Source organism: Hydrotalea sandarakina (assembly GCF_003254115.1).
In the GTDB taxonomy this organism is placed as follows: Bacteria; Bacteroidota; Bacteroidia; order Chitinophagales; family Chitinophagaceae; genus Hydrotalea; species Hydrotalea sandarakina.
On sequence record NZ_QKZV01000003.1, the window covers coordinates 19,864 to 36,063 of the forward strand.

The window sequence follows — 16,200 nt, forward strand, 5'->3', positions numbered from 1 at the left end:
GCAGCTAAATCGTTGCATCAACTATTCATTCAAATTTTACAACAATTTGAGTTTAATGAAGCTTACCAAAGTGAACTTAAAAGCATATTAATTGAAAAATTTAAACAATATATAGAAAATACTCCTGATGAAATAATCCAATTAAAAAAGAATGCTTCTATTTTAAAAAATCAATTAGAACTTTTAGAAGAACGTTTTGTGCTGAACGAAATCACAAGGGAACAATACCAAAAATATTTTGAAAAATACAACGAATCCCTTTCAAAAACTACTGAAGAATTAGAACAAAGACAAGATTTGAGTTCGAACCTAGAAATGGCAGTAGAAAAAGGTTTAAAAATGGCTGCAAATCTTTGCTCTCTCTGGCTTTCATCAAAATTTGTGGAAAAACAAAAGTTACAATATCTCATTTTCCCAAGTGGCATAATGTATAACAAGAAAAATAACACAGTTCGAACCAACGAAGTAAATTCCATATTTGCAGCAATTGCAAGCCAGCAAAGCATATCATCACCCGATAAAAAAAGCAATCTTTGGCAAGATTGCTTTTTGAGTAATGATGTCGGGATGACTGGATTCGAACCAGCGGCCTCTTCGTCCCGAACGAAGCGCGCTACCGGGCTGCGCTACATCCCGCCTCGTTTTAAATCGGCGCAAAAATACAAATAAACCATTTTACAGTAAAACCTAAATCCAATGAATCATCATTTGGTTACATGAATTTCTAATTGAAATTTCTTATGCATCTTGCAACCTGCTTATCTTTACCCTACCATGAAATACTATATTATAGCCGGTGAAGCCAGTGGCGATTTGCATGGCAGTAACTTAATAAAAGCCTTAAAACAAAAAGATGATGCTGCCCATATTCGATGTTGGGGTGGCCATTTAATGGAACAAGCAGGTACCCAACTGGTTAAACATTATCGTGATTTGGCTTTTATGGGTTTTGCTGAAGTAATTAAAAACTTACCAACCATTTTAAAAAACATTGCTTTTTGCAAACAAGATATTATTCAGTTTAATCCTGATGTTTTAGTGCTGATTGATTACCCGGGCTTTAATTTGCGCATTGCTAAATGGGCAAAAAAACAAAACATAAAAGTTGTTTATTACATTTCGCCGCAAGTATGGGCATGGAAAGAAAACAGGGTTAAAGCTATGAAACAATGCATTGATAAAATGCTGGTAATACTACCTTTTGAAAAAGAATACTACCATGAAAAATGGAATTGGGAAGTAACCTATGTTGGGCATCCGTTGGTTGAAGTGGTTGAACAATTTCAATTTACACATTCCGAAAAAATTGCTGCTTCAAAACCTATTGTTGCCATACTGCCGGGTAGCCGTAAACAAGAAATTGAAAAAAAATTACCGGTTATGTTGCAGGTTGCACAACATTTTCCTGATTACAGCTTTGCAGTTGCACAGGCTCCCGGCCAAGAAGATGCATTTTATTCCGAATTTTTAGCTCCTTACAAAAATGTGTTATTGGTTAAAAACAATACATATGGGCTGTTAAACAGTAGTGTTGCCGCCTTGGTTACCAGTGGCACCGCTACACTTGAAACAGCTTTGTTTGGTGTTCCGGAAGTGGTTTGCTACAAAGGCAGTGCCGTTAGTTATGCCATTGCTAAAAGGCTGGTTAAAATTAAATACATATCATTGGTGAATTTAATTATGGATAAACCGGTTGTAAAAGAACTGATTCAACATGAAATGAATGTGGACAATATTGTGACTGAATTGAATGAATTACTAAACAACGCAGCTAAAATCAATGCAATGAAGCAGGATTTTTTGCAGTTGAAACTACTATTGAAAGCCGGTGGCAATGCATCGGAAAAAGCTGCTCAATGGGTGTACAGTATGGCTAACCATGCCGAATAAACTTGTTGCCGTACAAGTGTGCGACGCAACGAAAGTTGAATAGTTGCACAGCAGCCGGCTACATAATAACCCACTACCCTTTGCGTAACAAAGGAAGAATGACCAGTTTAATGAGCATTATAATTACCGCTACAATAAACATGAGTAATGAAATACGGTTCATGCCATGCATAAACTTTATATAGGTATTGCGAGGTTGGTTAGGATCGCGCTTTTTGATATACAGGTACTGTAATATTTGATTCCAAATGCCCATAATGCTGTTTTGTATTGAAACAACCAATGTTGTTTTTTGTTGACTTATTGTTTTAAAATGGGTGCTAAAACTTTTAATTGCCCATCAATTGCATCGGCCTGATATTGTAAACCCAATATTTTAGCTATTAAAGGAAATACATGCACATTTTCAAACCCACGAATTTTGAATTGTTGCTTAAATGCGGGTCCCCAGGCATAAAAGGTAGCCCGCATTTCGGTCATGTTATTATCATATCCATGCTTGCCGGGTGTAATTTTACGGCTGCTTAAATTAAATACTTTAGGGTATTGCGGCACTAGTAAAATATCGCCAACACGATTAAAATAATCGTTGGCGGCATTGTAATGCCAGTTTTCGGGAATTTCGTTGGCTAAATAAACATTATACCCTGTTGCACTATTTTTTAATGCCGTGTAAGTGGGCATAATAGCATTTTTGTTTTTGGCATATAAATGCAATAACATATCGCTACGGGGAACAATGAAGTTGGCAGTATCAACCTGAGCCGGCAAAGGAAGGGTATGGTTTACATCAACATCAACCATTCCATGGTCGGATAAAAATATGTAATTAATGGGCAGGTTTAAGGGGGCCAATGCCTCGTTTAATTTAGCAATGGCTTCATCTACAAACTGCACGGCATGGGCTGTTTCAGGACTAAATACTCCGTGCATATGCTCCTCATGATCTACTTCGGGCAAATAAAAAGTAATGAAATGCGGTCTTTTTTCGGGTGGTAATTGCAACCATTTTTTTACGGCAGCAATGCGCTCATCAATGCCAATTTTTTCATTATAGATGTAATAATAAGTGGGTCTAACACCCTGAATGGCTGCCTCAGATGCTACCCAATAAAAACTGGCCGATAACATTTGCTGTTGTTCGGCTAATACCCACAAAGGTGTGCCACCATACCATGAGCTATCGGCCACCTCGGTTTTATTACCCATTGTATATATTTTGTTTTTATTGGCATCGTAAAACGAATTATCCACCAAACCATTGTGGGCAGGATACATGCCGGTAATGATGGCATAGTGATTGGGAAATGTTAGCGATGGATAACTAGGTTTCATGTACTCGGCTTGAACGCCTTGCGAACGAAAACGAATTAAATTTTTTGCATGAAAACTATCGGCCAAATCGTAACGAAATCCATCGGCTGAAATTAATATTACGTAAGGTTTTTGTTGTTGCGCTTTACTGTTTTGGCGGCCGGGAACAATGTGTTGGGTAGTATCTTGTGCAAACGCCCACAAGCCTAACACTTGGGCAAATAACAATAGTACAAACGCTTTAGCACTTAATTTCATAGTATATAATTTATCTGAATGGTTGGCAAATATTAAGGTAACCAATGCTGCAAAGAACGGGTAATTTGTTCAGTTTCTATAATAAACCCGTCGTGTCCATAGGTTGAATCAATTTGAATTAATGTGGCATTGGGCATGTGTTGTACCATAAATTGTTGTTCGGCTATAGGGCATAAAATATCGCTGGTAATACCAATAATTAAAGTAGGTGTTTGTATTTGGTGCAACACCTGTATTAAATCGCCGCCACGCCCACGGGCTAAATGGTGACTATCCATTGCTTTGGTTAATAACCAATAACTATAGGCATTAAACCGATTTACTAATTTATCGCCTTGATAGTTGATGTATGAAGATGCCTTGAAGCCATCAATTTTTTCCGGATCGGGGTCGGTTTGTTTTTGTTGAAAAGTTTCATAATTCCGATAGGTAAGCATTCCAATTGCCCTTGCTGCTTTAAGCCCTTTTGCGCCGGCTTTTGCATTGGGTTGTTGCCAGGTGCAATCGGCTTCAATAGCTAAGCGTTGTGCAGTATGTACGGCCACTCCCCAAGCACTTTCAGAAGGGGAAGTGGCAATTAAAAACAATTGTTGCACCACTTGCGGTTCCATTACGGCCCACTCTAGTGCTTGATAACCGCCCATACTACCGCCCATTAGTAAGTGAATACTTTCAATGCCTAAATGTTTCCGCAATAGTATATGCGCCTGCACCATGTCGCGAATGGTTACAGAAGGAAAAGAAGCATAGTAGGGTTGTTGTGTTTGCGGATTGATGCTTAAAGGACCGGTTGTGCCATAACAGGAACCCAAAATATTGGCCCCTACAATAAAATGTTCATTGGGATTAATATAACACCCCTCGCCTACCAAGCCTTTCCACCATTCTGCTGCATCGGCATTAGCAGTAAGCGCATGGCATACCCAAACTACATTGTTTTTTTGTGCATTCAAAGTTCCGTAAGTGGTGTAAGCAATGCTAATTCCGGGCAATATTGCTCCATTTTCTAAAACAAAATTGTGTGGATACTCAAAAACATGCGTCATATTAATTCCGTATTTAAACAGCAAAATAAGTACATGATTAAATTACATTTGCATAAATCTTTTGAAGATGACAACAATTGCAATAAAAAGAGTGGATGATGCCTATGCATTTGAAGGAACGGATGCCAACGGACACACCATTAGAACTGATGGTGCCGTTGAAATTGGCGGACACAATAGTGGATTTAGACCTATGCAAACTTTATTAATGGGTTTGGGTGGTTGCAGTGGTGTAGATATTGTTTCTATTTTAAAAAAACAGCGCCAGGAAATTGAAGATTTTTCCATGAAAATTGATGCTGAACGTGAACATGGTAAAGAACCTGCTTTGTGGAAACACATACATATTCAATTTATTTTCAAAGGGAATATTGAGGTTGAAAAAGCTAGAAAAGCCTGCGCCTTATCGATTGATAAATATTGTTCGGTAGCAGCTACCTTAAGAGCTGCGGGTTGCACCATTGAATGGGATGTAACAGTACAATAATTATAAACCATAACAAAAGCGGTATGCAACAAAATAAAATTACACAAGCCATTCGCATTCAAACCGAACGTACACCGGAAATGGAACATAGCACTCCTATGTTTTTAACCAGTAGTTTTTGCTTTAACGATGCAGAAAGTATGCGGGCTGCATTTGCCGATGAAACTGACGATAACATTTACAGCCGCTTTAGTAATCCGAATGTGCAAGAATTGATTGATAAAGTGTGTGTATTAGAAGGTGCTGAAGCCGGATATGCCACGGCTTCGGGCATGAGTGCTGTATTTGGTTCATTTATGGCACTGTTAAAGCAAGGCGACCATTTGCTGGCTTGTAACAGTATTTTTGGAAGTACACATACCGTAATTACCAAGTATTTAAATCGCTATGGTATTGCTTACAGTTATATTAGTGCTACTGCTACTGAACAAGAATGGGCTGCCGCCATTCAACCCAATACAAAAATGATTTACGTTGAAACGCCCACCAATCCGGGGTTAGACATATTAGATTTGAAAATGTTGGGTAAACTGGCTAAGCAAAATGGCATTATTTTAAATGTGGATAATTGTTTTGCTACGCCTTTAGTGCAACAGCCTATTTTATTGGGTGCAGATTTAGTAATTCATTCCGCTACCAAATGGATGGATGGACAGGGCCGTGTGTTAGGCGGTGTAATTGTGGGCAGAAAAGATTTAATAAAAGAAATTTACGCTTTTTGCAGAAGTACCGGGCCTGCTTTATCACCATTCAATGCGTGGGTACTAAGTAAAAGTTTAGAAACATTAGAAGTGCGTATGGAACGTCATTGCAGCAATGCAATTTATCTTGCCAATGCCTTACAACACAATAATAAAATTGCTTTTCTAAAATATCCATTCTTACCAACACATCCACAATATGCCATTGCCCAACAACAAATGCAAAACGGAGGTGGTATTATTTGTTTTGAGCTAAAAGGCGGTTTAGAAAGTGGCAGAAATTTTTTAAATGCATTGCAAATGTTGTCATTAACCGCCAATTTGGGCGATAGCCGCAGCATTGCATCGCACCCTGCCAGCACTACACATGCTAAGCTTACAGAAGCTGAACGCCTGGCAGTGGGTATAACCCCCGGACTTATTCGCATAAGTGTAGGCTTAGAGCATAAAGATGATATTTTGAAGGATATTGAACAGGCTTTACAGCAATGCTAATCCGTTACAATGGTTTATTACAAGTGGCCACTGCAATGTTAGAATCGGCAGTGCCATAATATAACCACCATTTTTGTTGAAAATAAACCAGCCCTTCTATAAAACAAACATTGTTTACCTGTCCGGTAATTTCGTAAGGCTCTGTAGGCTTCATAAAATAATGATTGAGTCTGTGAATTAACTGCACAGGATTTTTTGCATTGAATAAAGCCTGCCCGGAAGCATAGGTACCCTCGGGTAAATTTTTGTCGCCAATGGCGGGAATATTTCTGCCATTGTACAGCAAGCGGATACCGTTAGGTGAATACATAGCAGCAGGCCCTGATTCTACCAAATCACTATCAAATTTTCCTTTTCGGGTGGGTAATACAATTTGCAGTTGTGGCATGTTGAATGCCTGACCTCTTAAAGCTACAGGCGGCTTCATGCCTTTAGGCATTTCAATGGGTTGCCAGTTAATAAGGTCGGTTGAAGTAGCAGCCCAAATAAATTGGTCGCCCCAATACATCCAATATTTTCCGTTTACCTTGGTTGCAACAATGTTATTGGGTGAATAAGTTGCCACAATAGCGCCGGATTTAGACCATACATTTAAGTATTTACCGCTGTAAGCTTTTGCAAAGGCAGGGCCATGTTTTTGCCAATGAATTAAATCGGTTGAGGTAGCCACCATTAAGCGCGCCAATTGCCCATCGAAAGCGGTGTAGGTTAAATAGTACGTACCATTGGCATCAGCAACAATGCGGGGATCTTCACAACCACCGGGCCATTCATATTGCTTAAAAGAGTCATTATCGGGAAACAATACCGGCTGTTGGTTGCGAGTAAAATGATGCCCATCGGTACTAACAGCAAGGCCTATACGTGAGGTACCGGCACTATCCTGCGCACGATATAACATATAAACAGTATCATGACGTATTATCATGGCAGGATTAAAAACATGCGCTGCTTCCCATTTAACCGTTTGTTGGGTAATGGGGTCGGTAAAAATGCTGCTACCCGGCGTAAGAATGGGATTGTATTGGTTTTCTTTTACAAAAGGCAAAAGCGCCCATTGGTTTTGGGTTTGAAGGTTTTGGGCAAATACGTTTTGAGAGGTGAATTGTAGCAGTAGTATGAGTAAAGCCACATTAACGAAAAGAATATGTTTATAATGTTTCATTCCCCAAACTTACCAGTTTATTCTTGATTGCAAATAGTGCCAATCCTACCCTATTTTTAATGCCTAATTTTTCAGAAAGCGATTGCCGATAATTTTCAACCGTACGCTCTGCAACGCCCATGGTTTCGGCAATTTGCCGATAAGTTAACTCGGTTGCGCACAATCGTAAAAATTCTAATTCTTTTTGATTGAGGCCATATTGTTCGTACCAATCTTCAATATGTTTACCGGACTTTAATGATTTGATGAGTTGATCGGAAACCAATTCATTGCTGTAGAATCCATTTTGATGAATAGCAGTAATGGCCGCATATAATTCCTCTGGGGAAGATTCTTTCAGCAAATATCCACCTGCACCTGCTTTCAACATTTTAATAATATCAATACTTTCATCAAACATACTTAAAGCCAAAACGGCCGTTTTAGGATAATGCGTACTTATCCATTCGGTCGTATCAAATCCATTTAATCCGGGCATTTTAATATCCATCAATACCACATCAATAGGCAGGTGTTGTGGAAGCAGTAATTGCAATTCTTTTCCGTTCGATGCTTCAAAAACAATCATTAAATCATCAAATTCTTTCAATAAAGCAGCAATACCACTTCTAAATAAAGCGTGGTCATCAACTAAAGCAATTCTAATAATTTCACTTTCCATTAGTTACAGGGTATATTAAACAAAATTCGGGTTCCTTTTTTTTCGGCAGTCATAATACGCATGGTGCCGTTCAATAGTTGAATACGTTTTTGCATGTTATTAATTCCCATTCCATTCGATTGAAAATTAGATTCATTATACCGAAAGCCCTTACCGTTATCACTAATTTCCATTGTAAAACAATCGTCTTTTACACCTAAAAATATAAAAATTTCGGTTGCGTCGGCATGCCGAACAATATTGCTTAAACACTCTTGCAATAAACGATAAACAAATAAGTTGGCATAAGGATGGGAAAGCGTAAAGTTATCGGGCAAATTATTTTTAAATTCAACTTTAAAATATGCATTGCGCTGAAACCATTGCACTTCCTGCGAAATGGCATCCGACAAACCATTTTCCATTAAGCTTTCGCCTTGGTGCAACTTGGCTAAAATTCGAATTTCTTTTATGGCTCGTTTAATTAATTCTTGTGCCGATGAAATTTTTGAAGCCGTTTTAGCAGCATCATTCACATTTACGGAAGCCAGGGTAACATTGGTTAAGCTTAGCAGTTGACCAATGTTATCATGTAAATCCGCGGCAAAATTTTGTAAGGTTTGTTCCTGCACTTCTAATTTGGTTTGAATCAGTTGTTCTTCAAACAATTGATTCATTGCGTTTTTCTCGGCTTCATATTTTTTCTTTTTACGGGCATAATTAATAACCTGTACTACAATGTAAAAAGCCACCAATAAAAAAACGGCCGTTAAACATAAAATGATGAAGATGATATAGTTTTCCGATACTTGCATATAAAAGCATAAAGCCAGGCGCTATAAAAAAACACATTGAATAATACTCTTAATATAGTGATAACCGATATGCCCCAATTGGCATGGTCGGATAAATATAACTGAACAATATAGGAAAAAAATAAATTAATAAAAAAACTGGCAAACTGATATAGAAATATTCCCGTAACCAACCAAAACACATAATCGTTTTTAGCCTGTACTGCTATTTCAAGCTGAATAAGGCGATAATAATAAACAAATCCTACTACTATAAAATAAAATGAAATAAAAGTATGGCTAAAGAACACAAAAGCATCCATAATGCCTTTATGGTATAAAATTTCGGCCAAGTATAATGCAAAAAAAATGAAAAGGCCAATTTTGGGCCATTTATGCCATTGCAATTTGGGCGGAATATTTTTTTGCATGATAATAACCAGCAAAACAAATTCAATTGCCACAAACACATTATAAATAGATTGATTGTGTATGTTATGTTGAGCCGTTATTTTGCCTAAAATTTCGGTAAAAAATGTTAAAACATACAGTATTTTAAAGAAAATTAGCCCGGGAAGGTTAAAATTTTTGAATTTCAGAAATAAATAATAAATCCCTGCCAGTAACAGTAAAAGCTCGATATAGACTAAAGTTCCGACCATTTATAGAATGATATATGTAAAAATAAGTGATTTCACTACGTAGAAATACGTTTTTTTGAATGCATGCTTTAAATTATGTTCGCACTATAATTCTAAACCAACCACAGCTTTATATTTTTTGGTTTTTGATTGGGGATAAGAGAGGGAAGGATTGTGGCCTCCCTCTTTTTTTATTCACCAATTTTGCTGTTAAATATCTCCACCTTTTAGTTGTGCCCTTTCAAATATGAGTTGAGCAATAAGACTGGTCCAGCCTGTTTGATGACTGGCCCCTAAGCCATGACCGGTATCACCATGAAAATACTCGTAAAACTGCAATAAATGCCTGTTTTCAGGGCGTTGATAAAACCAATTATATTTACCATATAATTTACGTTCGCCTTTTTCATTCAAAGTAAATAAGCGAATGACACGTTTTTCCAACTCATCTGCCACATCGGTTAATTCAATAAACTTTCCGGAACCGGTGGGGTATTCCACTTTTAAGGAACCATCATAAAATTCACCAAACTTTTGAATGCTTTTAATAATTAAATAATTAATGGGCATCCAAACCGGGCCACGCCAGTTGCTGTTTCCACCAAAAAAATCGGAAGTAGAGTCGCCCGGATCGTATTGTATGGAATATTGTACCCCATCAATGGTAACCGAATAGGGATTTTTTTCGTGGTACTTTGATAAAGCACGAATACCGCCATCCGATAAAAATTCAGTTTCACTAAGCAAGTGCTTCAATAATCCAACCAATCTATCTTTGGGCAATAAGGATATTAAAATTTTATCTTGTTCCGTTTTCTCTTCATTGGGCCAAAACTTGTTGTTTTTTAACCGATATTGTTTATACCAACTAATTCGTTTATCAAAATCTTGCAACTTTTTCAAAACTTTTTTATCAATTACCGAAACGGCAAATAATGAGGTAAGGCCAACAATAGATTGAATGCGCAATTGAATGGTTTCGCCACCGGCCAACCCCAGTTTATCGTAGTAAAATTCATCTTCTTCATTCCACATACCTAACTGGTTCAATGCCTCTGCAATTAAAATGAAGTGCTCAAAAAATTTAGTAGCACTGTCTTCAAATGCATCATCCTGCATGGCAATTTCAATGGCAATATCCATTAAATTCAAAGCATACATACCCATCCAACTGGTACCGTCTGCTTGCTCTAACTGTGCCTGATTATTAATTTGAATACTTCTATTAAACACACCAATGTTATCTAAGCCTAAAAAACCTCCTTCAAACATGTTATTTCCTTGCGGGTCTTTCCGATTAATCCACCAGGTAAAATTGATAATAAGTTTATTGAAAACTTTTTTCAAAAATCGAATGTCTCCTTTTCCGGTCTTTTCTTTTTCAATATTATAAATTTGCAGTGCGCTCCAGGCTTGTACCGGGGGATTAACATCACTAAAATGCCACTCGTAAGCAGGTAACTGACCATCGGGCTTCATGTACCACTCACGCATTATTAAAGTAAGTTGGTGTTTGGCGAAATTGGTATCAACCAAAGCCATTGAAACGCAATGAAAAGCCAAATCCCAAGCCGCATACCATGGATATTCCCATTTATCGGGCATCAATATAATATCTTGATTTTTTAAATGTTGCCATTCACTATTGCGACCATGAGTTCGTTGCCACGAAAGTGCTGTAATACCATCACTTTCTTGTAACCAGCGTTCAACATCGTAATAATAAAATTGTTTACTCCACAAAAGGCCTGCCAATGCCTGTCGTTGAATGTTTTTTAGTTCGGAAGAAATATTTTTTGGCAGAATACTATCATAAAATTCATCGGCTTCTGCTTTACGATTAATGAACAATTCTTCAAAATTATATCCAAAGGGATTGTATTGAAGTAAAGTAGATGAAATGCGTAAGTATAATACTTTGGTCTCACCTGGTTCAATTAAATATTCATAAACAGGTGCGAATTTAGTTCCCGATTTTTGTGAGCTTAACAATAACTTATTTTTATTGTGAATGATGGCATCATGAAAAGCATCTTTCACAAATGGGGTAGCGTTAGGAATACCGAATAATTTTTCCGTATTGGTTTCATTTTCAGTAAAAAGCTGCAAATGTGTTTCGGGATAATAGAAATAATAATTGCCTAATCGTTCATGCATGGCTTTTACCACACCCGGTCGATTCATTGTTTTTATTACAGGTTTTTCATCGGTAATTTTCGATTGCCATCTATTAAAAAACCAAATAGTGGGCAAAACCGTTATGGGTGCCGCTTTTGAAAAGCGATTGGTAATTTCTACTTTAATGCCAATATCTTTTTTATTTAATTTGGCATAAGTAACCAATACATCAAAATATTCATTGTTGTCGAAAATACCGGTATCTAATATTTCGTATTCGGGTTCAAATTTGCTGCGCTTTTTATTTTCAGCAATAATTTGTTCATAGGGGAATGCCTGTTGCGGATATTTGTACAACATTTGCATATAAAAATGGGTAGGCACATTGTCTAGATAATAATAAAGTTCTTTTACATCTTCCCCATGATTGCCATCGGAATTACCCAAACCAAATAATCTTTCTTTTAAAATACTATCCTTTCCGTTCCATAAAGTAACGCTAAAGCAAAGATTACCGAAAAAGTCAGATATGCCACACAAACCATCTTCACCCCAACGATAGGCCCTTGATGAAGCATGATGAAAAGGGAAATAATTCCATGCATCACCATTGGTGCTATAATCTTCCCTAACAGTACCCCATTGCCGTTCAGATAAATAAGGCCCCCATTGTTCTAATGGTACTTTTTTTGTACTATTTTCTTTTAATCGTTTTTCTTCTGCGGTCATAACATCTGCAAATTAATGCTGCAATGTATAGAATAACAGATTAATTGAAGATTTGTGGAGAAAATGTTGGCATATTTTGTATTTTAACAGAAAATAATGCACAGGTAAATATAATTTATTTACCCAACCATTCTTTAAACTCGGTTACCCTGTCCAGACTTACAAATAATTCGTCTTTAAATGCAGGCTGCACATCTACTTTTAATTTCCCCTTGGGAAAAACATGTATTGCAGATATAGCATTTAGTTTAACAATGGTTTGCCGATTGATTCTAAAAAACTCAGTAGGGTTTAACAATGCAGATAATTTATCTAAACTAAATTCAACAGGATAACGTTGATTATCTGCCGTAACTAAAAAGGTAATTTTATCGGCACTGTAAAAATATTGAATATCAGCAGTTTCAACTGTTTTTAACCGTGAACCCAAAGAAATTAAAAATCTTGATTTATATGATGCAGTACCCGGTTGCAGTGAATGCATTAACTGTTGTAAACCTTCTGTTGGCCAATTCTCATCTTCATTACAAGCAGGAGAATGTAATTTTTTAAATTTTTCTATCGCTTGTACCAACTCGTCAAAGTTAATTGGCTTCATTAAATAGTCAATACTGTTTACTTTAAATGCCTTTATCATATACTCATCATAGGCGGTTGTAAATATGATGGGTATTTCTAAATTAATTGTTTCAAATATTTGAAAACATTGCCCATCTTCTAAATGAATATCCATAAAAACTAAATCAGTTCCCTGATTTTCTTTAAACCATTTTACCGCATCAGCTACCGAAGGCAAAATGGCCTGTACTTCAATATTACTATCATATTTATTCAGCATACCATCTAAACGCTGGGCAGTTAAAAACTCATCTTCAACAATAACTACTTTCATAATATTAATTTTTTATAAGTTATTTTAATTACATTTCCAATAATATTTTAAACTAGTTTAATTTGGCAATTAAAGGCACTGATATGGAGAAGAATTGATCGTTTTTTTCTATTTCCACTTTACTGGAAGTTCTATAAGCTACCCTACGAGCAATATTTTGTAAACCTATACCTGTTGATTTTTCCGTGTGTTCCCGTTTATTAATACTATTGCGAACAATTATTTTATTTTCCATTGCCGTAACATCAATACATAAAGGATGAGTAGTTGACATGCTATTGTGCTTTACAACATTTTCAACCAGTAGTTGTAATGTTAATGCAGGTATTAGCCATTCATCTGCATTAACCTGTATATCCATATTTAAACAAACTTTTTTATTAAACCGAATTTGCAACAAATAGAAATAGGTATCTAAAAATGCCAGTTCTTTTTCAAGTGAAACCCATTCTTCATTTTTTTGGTCTAATATATACCGATAGGCTTTTGATAATTGTAGAATAAATTTTTCAGATGCATCTTTATCAACATGTACCAAATTCGATAATACACTTAAGCTATTAAATAAGAAATGCGGGTTGATTTGACTTTTTAACACTTGCAATCGCATTTCAGCATATTCTTTTTGCAGCTTCTCGGCAAAAGCTGCTTTTTCTAAAGCAGATTGATAAAAATAAAACGCCCTGTTTAGCAAGTAAATAAATGATACACCTAAAATGTTTTCAACCAAGTATAAGCGAAAATAAACCATATCCAACAACTCGGCAGTGCTGATAGGCCTACTTAAACGAAACTTGTAGATGATTAAAATAAAATAATAGGAAACAATACAAACAAATAGCCATTCTAACCAATAGCGAATTGGACCTGCCTTATGAAAATAAAGTTCGCTGTATTTTACCAGATACACAATAAAGAAAGTAAAAAATATTCCAATACCCCAGGTATAGGCTAAATCTTTAAATAAATTAACCAAGCTGTTTTCATTACCTAAATAGGCAAATAGCAAAGGGTACACCGTATATACTATCATTACAACCAAACTAAATCGTAGTAATGGAAATTTACCGGTATTTTTAAAGAGTTTACTCATTGTTATTTTTTATCAATGGAATGACGATGAAATTCTCCAACGTATTTGTATTTGTGTATAATTCAATTTTTTTGTTTATCTGTGCATATCGGTTTTCTAATTGCTGAAATGGCTGTAACACCCCATTACCCGATATTTCTTTTACCTGACCTGTATAAGAAAAAAGTGCTTTTTTTTCGGAAACTGATACAACAATATGTAAAGGATTGAGCACTGACATACTTGTTTTATTGATGATATACTCCATAATGACCAGAAATGTATTGGGAATAATTGAATAAGCAATTGACTCATCATGGTGTACATTAATATCTAAAAAAAGCTTATCTGCATAACGCTGTTGAATTAAGAAAATATAATTTTTTAAAAAAGCAATTTCATCTTTCAACGGTACCCATTCTTTTTCTCTTTGATCGAGCAAATAGCGATAGGTTTTGGATAATTTTTCGATGAATTGCTCGGCTATATCGGCATTAATTTGTACTAATGAGCTTAATATGCTGAGACTATTAAATAAAAAGTGTGGATTCAACTGGTTTTGTAAAGCCTCAAAACGCGATTGTGCATATTCCTTTTCAAGTCTGCTTACCTGTGTTTTTCTTTGTTCCATACTTTTAAAAGAATTGAATCCTGTAATTACAACATAGGTAAGCATTAAATAGGTATGCGTCATAGCCAGTAAATTTCTTAGCCGCATTTCGAGCGATTCCGTATTTGCTTCTGGTATCACAATTAGTTTTACAAATAGAAAATAAAAAATGCTCTTCAGTGCAAATCCACCCAAAAAAACAACCGGTATTTCAATGGCATATCGTTTTATTGATAAAGTATTGGCGGCAAATTTTTTGTTGAAAAATTGTATGGAATAATACACAAAATACATGGATGTTACCATATCAACCAACAGGAAGAAACCTTCACGTATAATGCTGTGAACATCTAATAAAGGCCTGAAACTTCCTGTATTAATAAATGCAAGAGATGCTAAAAAAAGAAAAAAGAATACAATACCACTTATTGGCAACCAAAAGTGTACACTGCCGGTTATCTTTTTTACAACGTTTATTTCAATTTTACTTTGCAACATTTAAGTTATTTATAGGCTAACGAAACATAGTGTACCGGGCTTTTGCTTATTCAGCAATGATTTTGTGCTGTTAAAATGCATTAAAAAATTTACATGAATGCCCATATTACTTCCAAATAAACTAAAATATTGGAAGAATGCCTTTAAATAAGGGATGAAAATGTTACAAGAATTGGTTTGAATAACAACTAAGAATAGATACCAAAATAAAAAAAAATCCCACTACGAAGCGGGATTATTGGTGGAGAATACCGGAGTCGAACCGGTGACCTCTTGCATGCCATGCAAGCGCTCTAGCCAGCTGAGCTAATTCCCCATTTAACTTTTAGGATTGCAAATGTATAGCCTGATACTTGTTGCACAAAATTTTTCTTCCTCAAATTATTAATACCAGTGTACCCACAATGATAAGTAGTGCCCCAATGGCCATTTTCAAAGTAACTACTTCGCCCAAAAAAATAATTGACAATATAATGGCAATAGCTACACTGGCTTTATCAACCGGGGCAACCTGTGCCACATTACCTAACTGCAAGGCTTTAAAATAAAACAACCACGACAAACCGGTAGCTATGGCAGACAAAATTAAAAACAACCAATTTTGGCGGGTTAATGCTAAAACACTGCCTTGTATATTTCCTTTAAAAAAGGCAATGCCCCATGTTAAGATTAAAATAAAAGAAGTACGAATGGCAGTTGCCAAATCACTATCAATATGGCTAATTCCCTTTTTAGCAAAAATGGCTGTTAAAGCTGCAAAGAAGGCTGAAAGCAAAGCATAAATCCACCACATTAAATCTAATTTTTTTGAAATTAATATAAAAAAACCTGTAAACACAAAGTTCGTGCC

15 protein-coding genes and 2 tRNA genes are annotated in these 16,200 nt (G+C 36.0%); 3 read left to right on the forward strand and 14 right to left on the reverse strand.

Annotation, left to right across the window (positions count from 1 at the left end; genetic code table 11):
• Positions 1–562: 562 nt before the first annotated feature.
• Positions 563–636: transfer RNA gene (locus LX80_RS05250), tRNA-Pro, on the reverse strand.
• A 138-nt stretch (positions 637–774) separates the two neighbouring features.
• On the opposite strand from LX80_RS05250, the gene lpxB reads away from it, so the two are divergent.
• The gene (gene lpxB, locus LX80_RS05255) at positions 775–1,890 is read left to right on the forward strand and encodes a lipid-A-disaccharide synthase (protein ID WP_111294025.1); all 1,116 of its coding nucleotides are present in this window, start codon (positions 775–777) and stop codon (positions 1,888–1,890) included.
• Positions 1,891–1,963: 73 nt separating this feature from the next.
• On the opposite strand, the gene LX80_RS05260 is transcribed toward lpxB, so the two are convergent.
• The 3 genes from LX80_RS05260 to metX are packed head-to-tail and all read right to left on the reverse strand — an operon-like array spanning position 1,964 to position 4,508.
• Positions 1,964–2,146, reverse strand: a complete 183-nt coding sequence (locus tag LX80_RS05260) for a DUF6728 family protein (RefSeq protein WP_111294026.1) — start codon at positions 2,144–2,146, stop codon at positions 1,964–1,966.
• Positions 2,147–2,190: 44 nt separating this feature from the next.
• Entirely contained in the window at positions 2,191–3,462 is a 1,272-nt protein-coding gene (locus LX80_RS05265) for an alkaline phosphatase family protein (RefSeq protein ID WP_111294644.1), read from the reverse strand.
• A 32-nt stretch (positions 3,463–3,494) separates the two neighbouring features.
• Entirely contained in the window at positions 3,495–4,508 is a 1,014-nt protein-coding gene (gene metX, locus LX80_RS05270) for a homoserine O-acetyltransferase MetX (protein ID WP_111294027.1), read from the reverse strand.
• Positions 4,509–4,575: 67 nt separating this feature from the next.
• On the opposite strand from metX, the gene LX80_RS05275 reads away from it, so the two are divergent.
• On the forward strand, positions 4,576–4,995 hold the full coding sequence (locus LX80_RS05275) for an OsmC family protein (protein ID WP_111294028.1): 420 nt from the start codon (positions 4,576–4,578) through the stop codon (positions 4,993–4,995).
• Positions 4,996–5,018: 23 nt separating this feature from the next.
• Positions 5,019–6,191, forward strand: coding sequence for a trans-sulfuration enzyme family protein (locus LX80_RS05280; protein ID WP_111294646.1), 1,173 nt, complete (start codon positions 5,019–5,021; stop codon positions 6,189–6,191).
• A 4-nt stretch (positions 6,192–6,195) separates the two neighbouring features.
• Here the strand turns inward: LX80_RS05280 and LX80_RS05285 are convergent, their stop codons facing one another.
• The 10 genes from LX80_RS05285 to LX80_RS05330 all read right to left on the reverse strand — a co-directional run bounded on the left by LX80_RS05285 (position 6,196) and on the right by LX80_RS05330 (position 16,143).
• Complete coding sequence (locus LX80_RS05285; protein WP_111294029.1) at positions 6,196–7,356, reverse strand: glycoside hydrolase family 130 protein; 1,161 nt, start codon at positions 7,354–7,356, stop codon at positions 6,196–6,198.
• Entirely contained in the window at positions 7,343–8,017 is a 675-nt protein-coding gene (locus LX80_RS05290; protein WP_111294030.1) for a response regulator transcription factor, read from the reverse strand. The genes LX80_RS05285 and LX80_RS05290 overlap by 14 nt, the downstream gene beginning before the upstream one ends.
• A complete protein-coding gene (locus LX80_RS05295; RefSeq protein WP_111294031.1) occupies positions 8,017–8,811 on the reverse strand; it encodes a sensor histidine kinase in 795 nt (264 codons plus the stop codon). The genes LX80_RS05290 and LX80_RS05295 overlap by 1 nt, the downstream gene beginning before the upstream one ends.
• Positions 8,766–9,221, reverse strand: coding sequence for a hypothetical protein (locus LX80_RS05300; RefSeq protein WP_170120384.1), 456 nt, complete (start codon positions 9,219–9,221; stop codon positions 8,766–8,768). The genes LX80_RS05295 and LX80_RS05300 overlap by 46 nt, the downstream gene beginning before the upstream one ends.
• 420 nt (positions 9,222–9,641) lie before the next feature.
• Positions 9,642–12,278, reverse strand: coding sequence for an MGH1-like glycoside hydrolase domain-containing protein (locus LX80_RS05305; RefSeq protein ID WP_111294033.1), 2,637 nt, complete (start codon positions 12,276–12,278; stop codon positions 9,642–9,644).
• 115 nt (positions 12,279–12,393) lie between these two features.
• Complete coding sequence (locus tag LX80_RS05310; RefSeq protein WP_111294034.1) at positions 12,394–13,170, reverse strand: LytR/AlgR family response regulator transcription factor; 777 nt, start codon at positions 13,168–13,170, stop codon at positions 12,394–12,396.
• A gap of 52 nt (positions 13,171–13,222) precedes the next feature.
• A complete protein-coding gene (locus LX80_RS05315) occupies positions 13,223–14,263 on the reverse strand; it encodes a sensor histidine kinase (protein WP_111294035.1) in 1,041 nt (346 codons plus the stop codon).
• Positions 14,256–15,350 carry a sensor histidine kinase gene (locus LX80_RS05320; RefSeq protein WP_111294036.1) on the reverse strand — a complete coding sequence of 365 codons (1,095 nt, stop codon included), beginning with the start codon at positions 15,348–15,350 and terminating at the stop codon, positions 14,256–14,258. The genes LX80_RS05315 and LX80_RS05320 overlap by 8 nt, the downstream gene beginning before the upstream one ends.
• A gap of 239 nt (positions 15,351–15,589) precedes the next feature.
• Positions 15,590–15,666, reverse strand: a tRNA-Ala gene (locus LX80_RS05325).
• Positions 15,667–15,726: 60 nt separating this feature from the next.
• Complete coding sequence (locus LX80_RS05330; RefSeq protein ID WP_111294648.1) at positions 15,727–16,143, reverse strand: EamA family transporter; 417 nt, start codon at positions 16,141–16,143, stop codon at positions 15,727–15,729.
• Positions 16,144–16,200 lie beyond the last annotated feature (57 nt).

Bases quoted from the DNA above. Each gene is read 5' to 3' on its own strand.
- lpxB (WP_111294025.1), top strand. From the start codon at position 775: ATGAAATACTATATTATAGCCGGTGAAGCCAGTGGCGATTTGCATGGC.
- LX80_RS05260 (WP_111294026.1), bottom strand. From the start codon at position 2,146: ATGGGCATTTGGAATCAAATATTACAGTACCTGTATATCAAAAAGCGC.
- LX80_RS05265 (WP_111294644.1), bottom strand. From the start codon at position 3,462: ATGAAATTAAGTGCTAAAGCGTTTGTACTATTGTTATTTGCCCAAGTG.
- metX (WP_111294027.1), bottom strand. From the start codon at position 4,508: ATGACGCATGTTTTTGAGTATCCACACAATTTTGTTTTAGAAAATGGA.
- LX80_RS05275 (WP_111294028.1), top strand. From the start codon at position 4,576: ATGACAACAATTGCAATAAAAAGAGTGGATGATGCCTATGCATTTGAA.
- LX80_RS05280 (WP_111294646.1), top strand. From the start codon at position 5,019: ATGCAACAAAATAAAATTACACAAGCCATTCGCATTCAAACCGAACGT.
- LX80_RS05285 (WP_111294029.1), bottom strand. From the start codon at position 7,356: ATGAAACATTATAAACATATTCTTTTCGTTAATGTGGCTTTACTCATA.
- LX80_RS05290 (WP_111294030.1), bottom strand. From the start codon at position 8,017: ATGGAAAGTGAAATTATTAGAATTGCTTTAGTTGATGACCACGCTTTA.
- LX80_RS05295 (WP_111294031.1), bottom strand. From the start codon at position 8,811: ATGCAAGTATCGGAAAACTATATCATCTTCATCATTTTATGTTTAACG.
- LX80_RS05300 (WP_170120384.1), bottom strand. From the start codon at position 9,221: ATGCAAAAAAATATTCCGCCCAAATTGCAATGGCATAAATGGCCCAAA.
- LX80_RS05305 (WP_111294033.1), bottom strand. From the start codon at position 12,278: ATGACCGCAGAAGAAAAACGATTAAAAGAAAATAGTACAAAAAAAGTA.
- LX80_RS05310 (WP_111294034.1), bottom strand. From the start codon at position 13,170: ATGAAAGTAGTTATTGTTGAAGATGAGTTTTTAACTGCCCAGCGTTTA.
- LX80_RS05315 (WP_111294035.1), bottom strand. From the start codon at position 14,263: ATGAGTAAACTCTTTAAAAATACCGGTAAATTTCCATTACTACGATTT.
- LX80_RS05320 (WP_111294036.1), bottom strand. From the start codon at position 15,350: ATGTTGCAAAGTAAAATTGAAATAAACGTTGTAAAAAAGATAACCGGC.
- LX80_RS05330 (WP_111294648.1), bottom strand. From the start codon at position 16,143: ATGTGGTGGATTTATGCTTTGCTTTCAGCCTTCTTTGCAGCTTTAACA.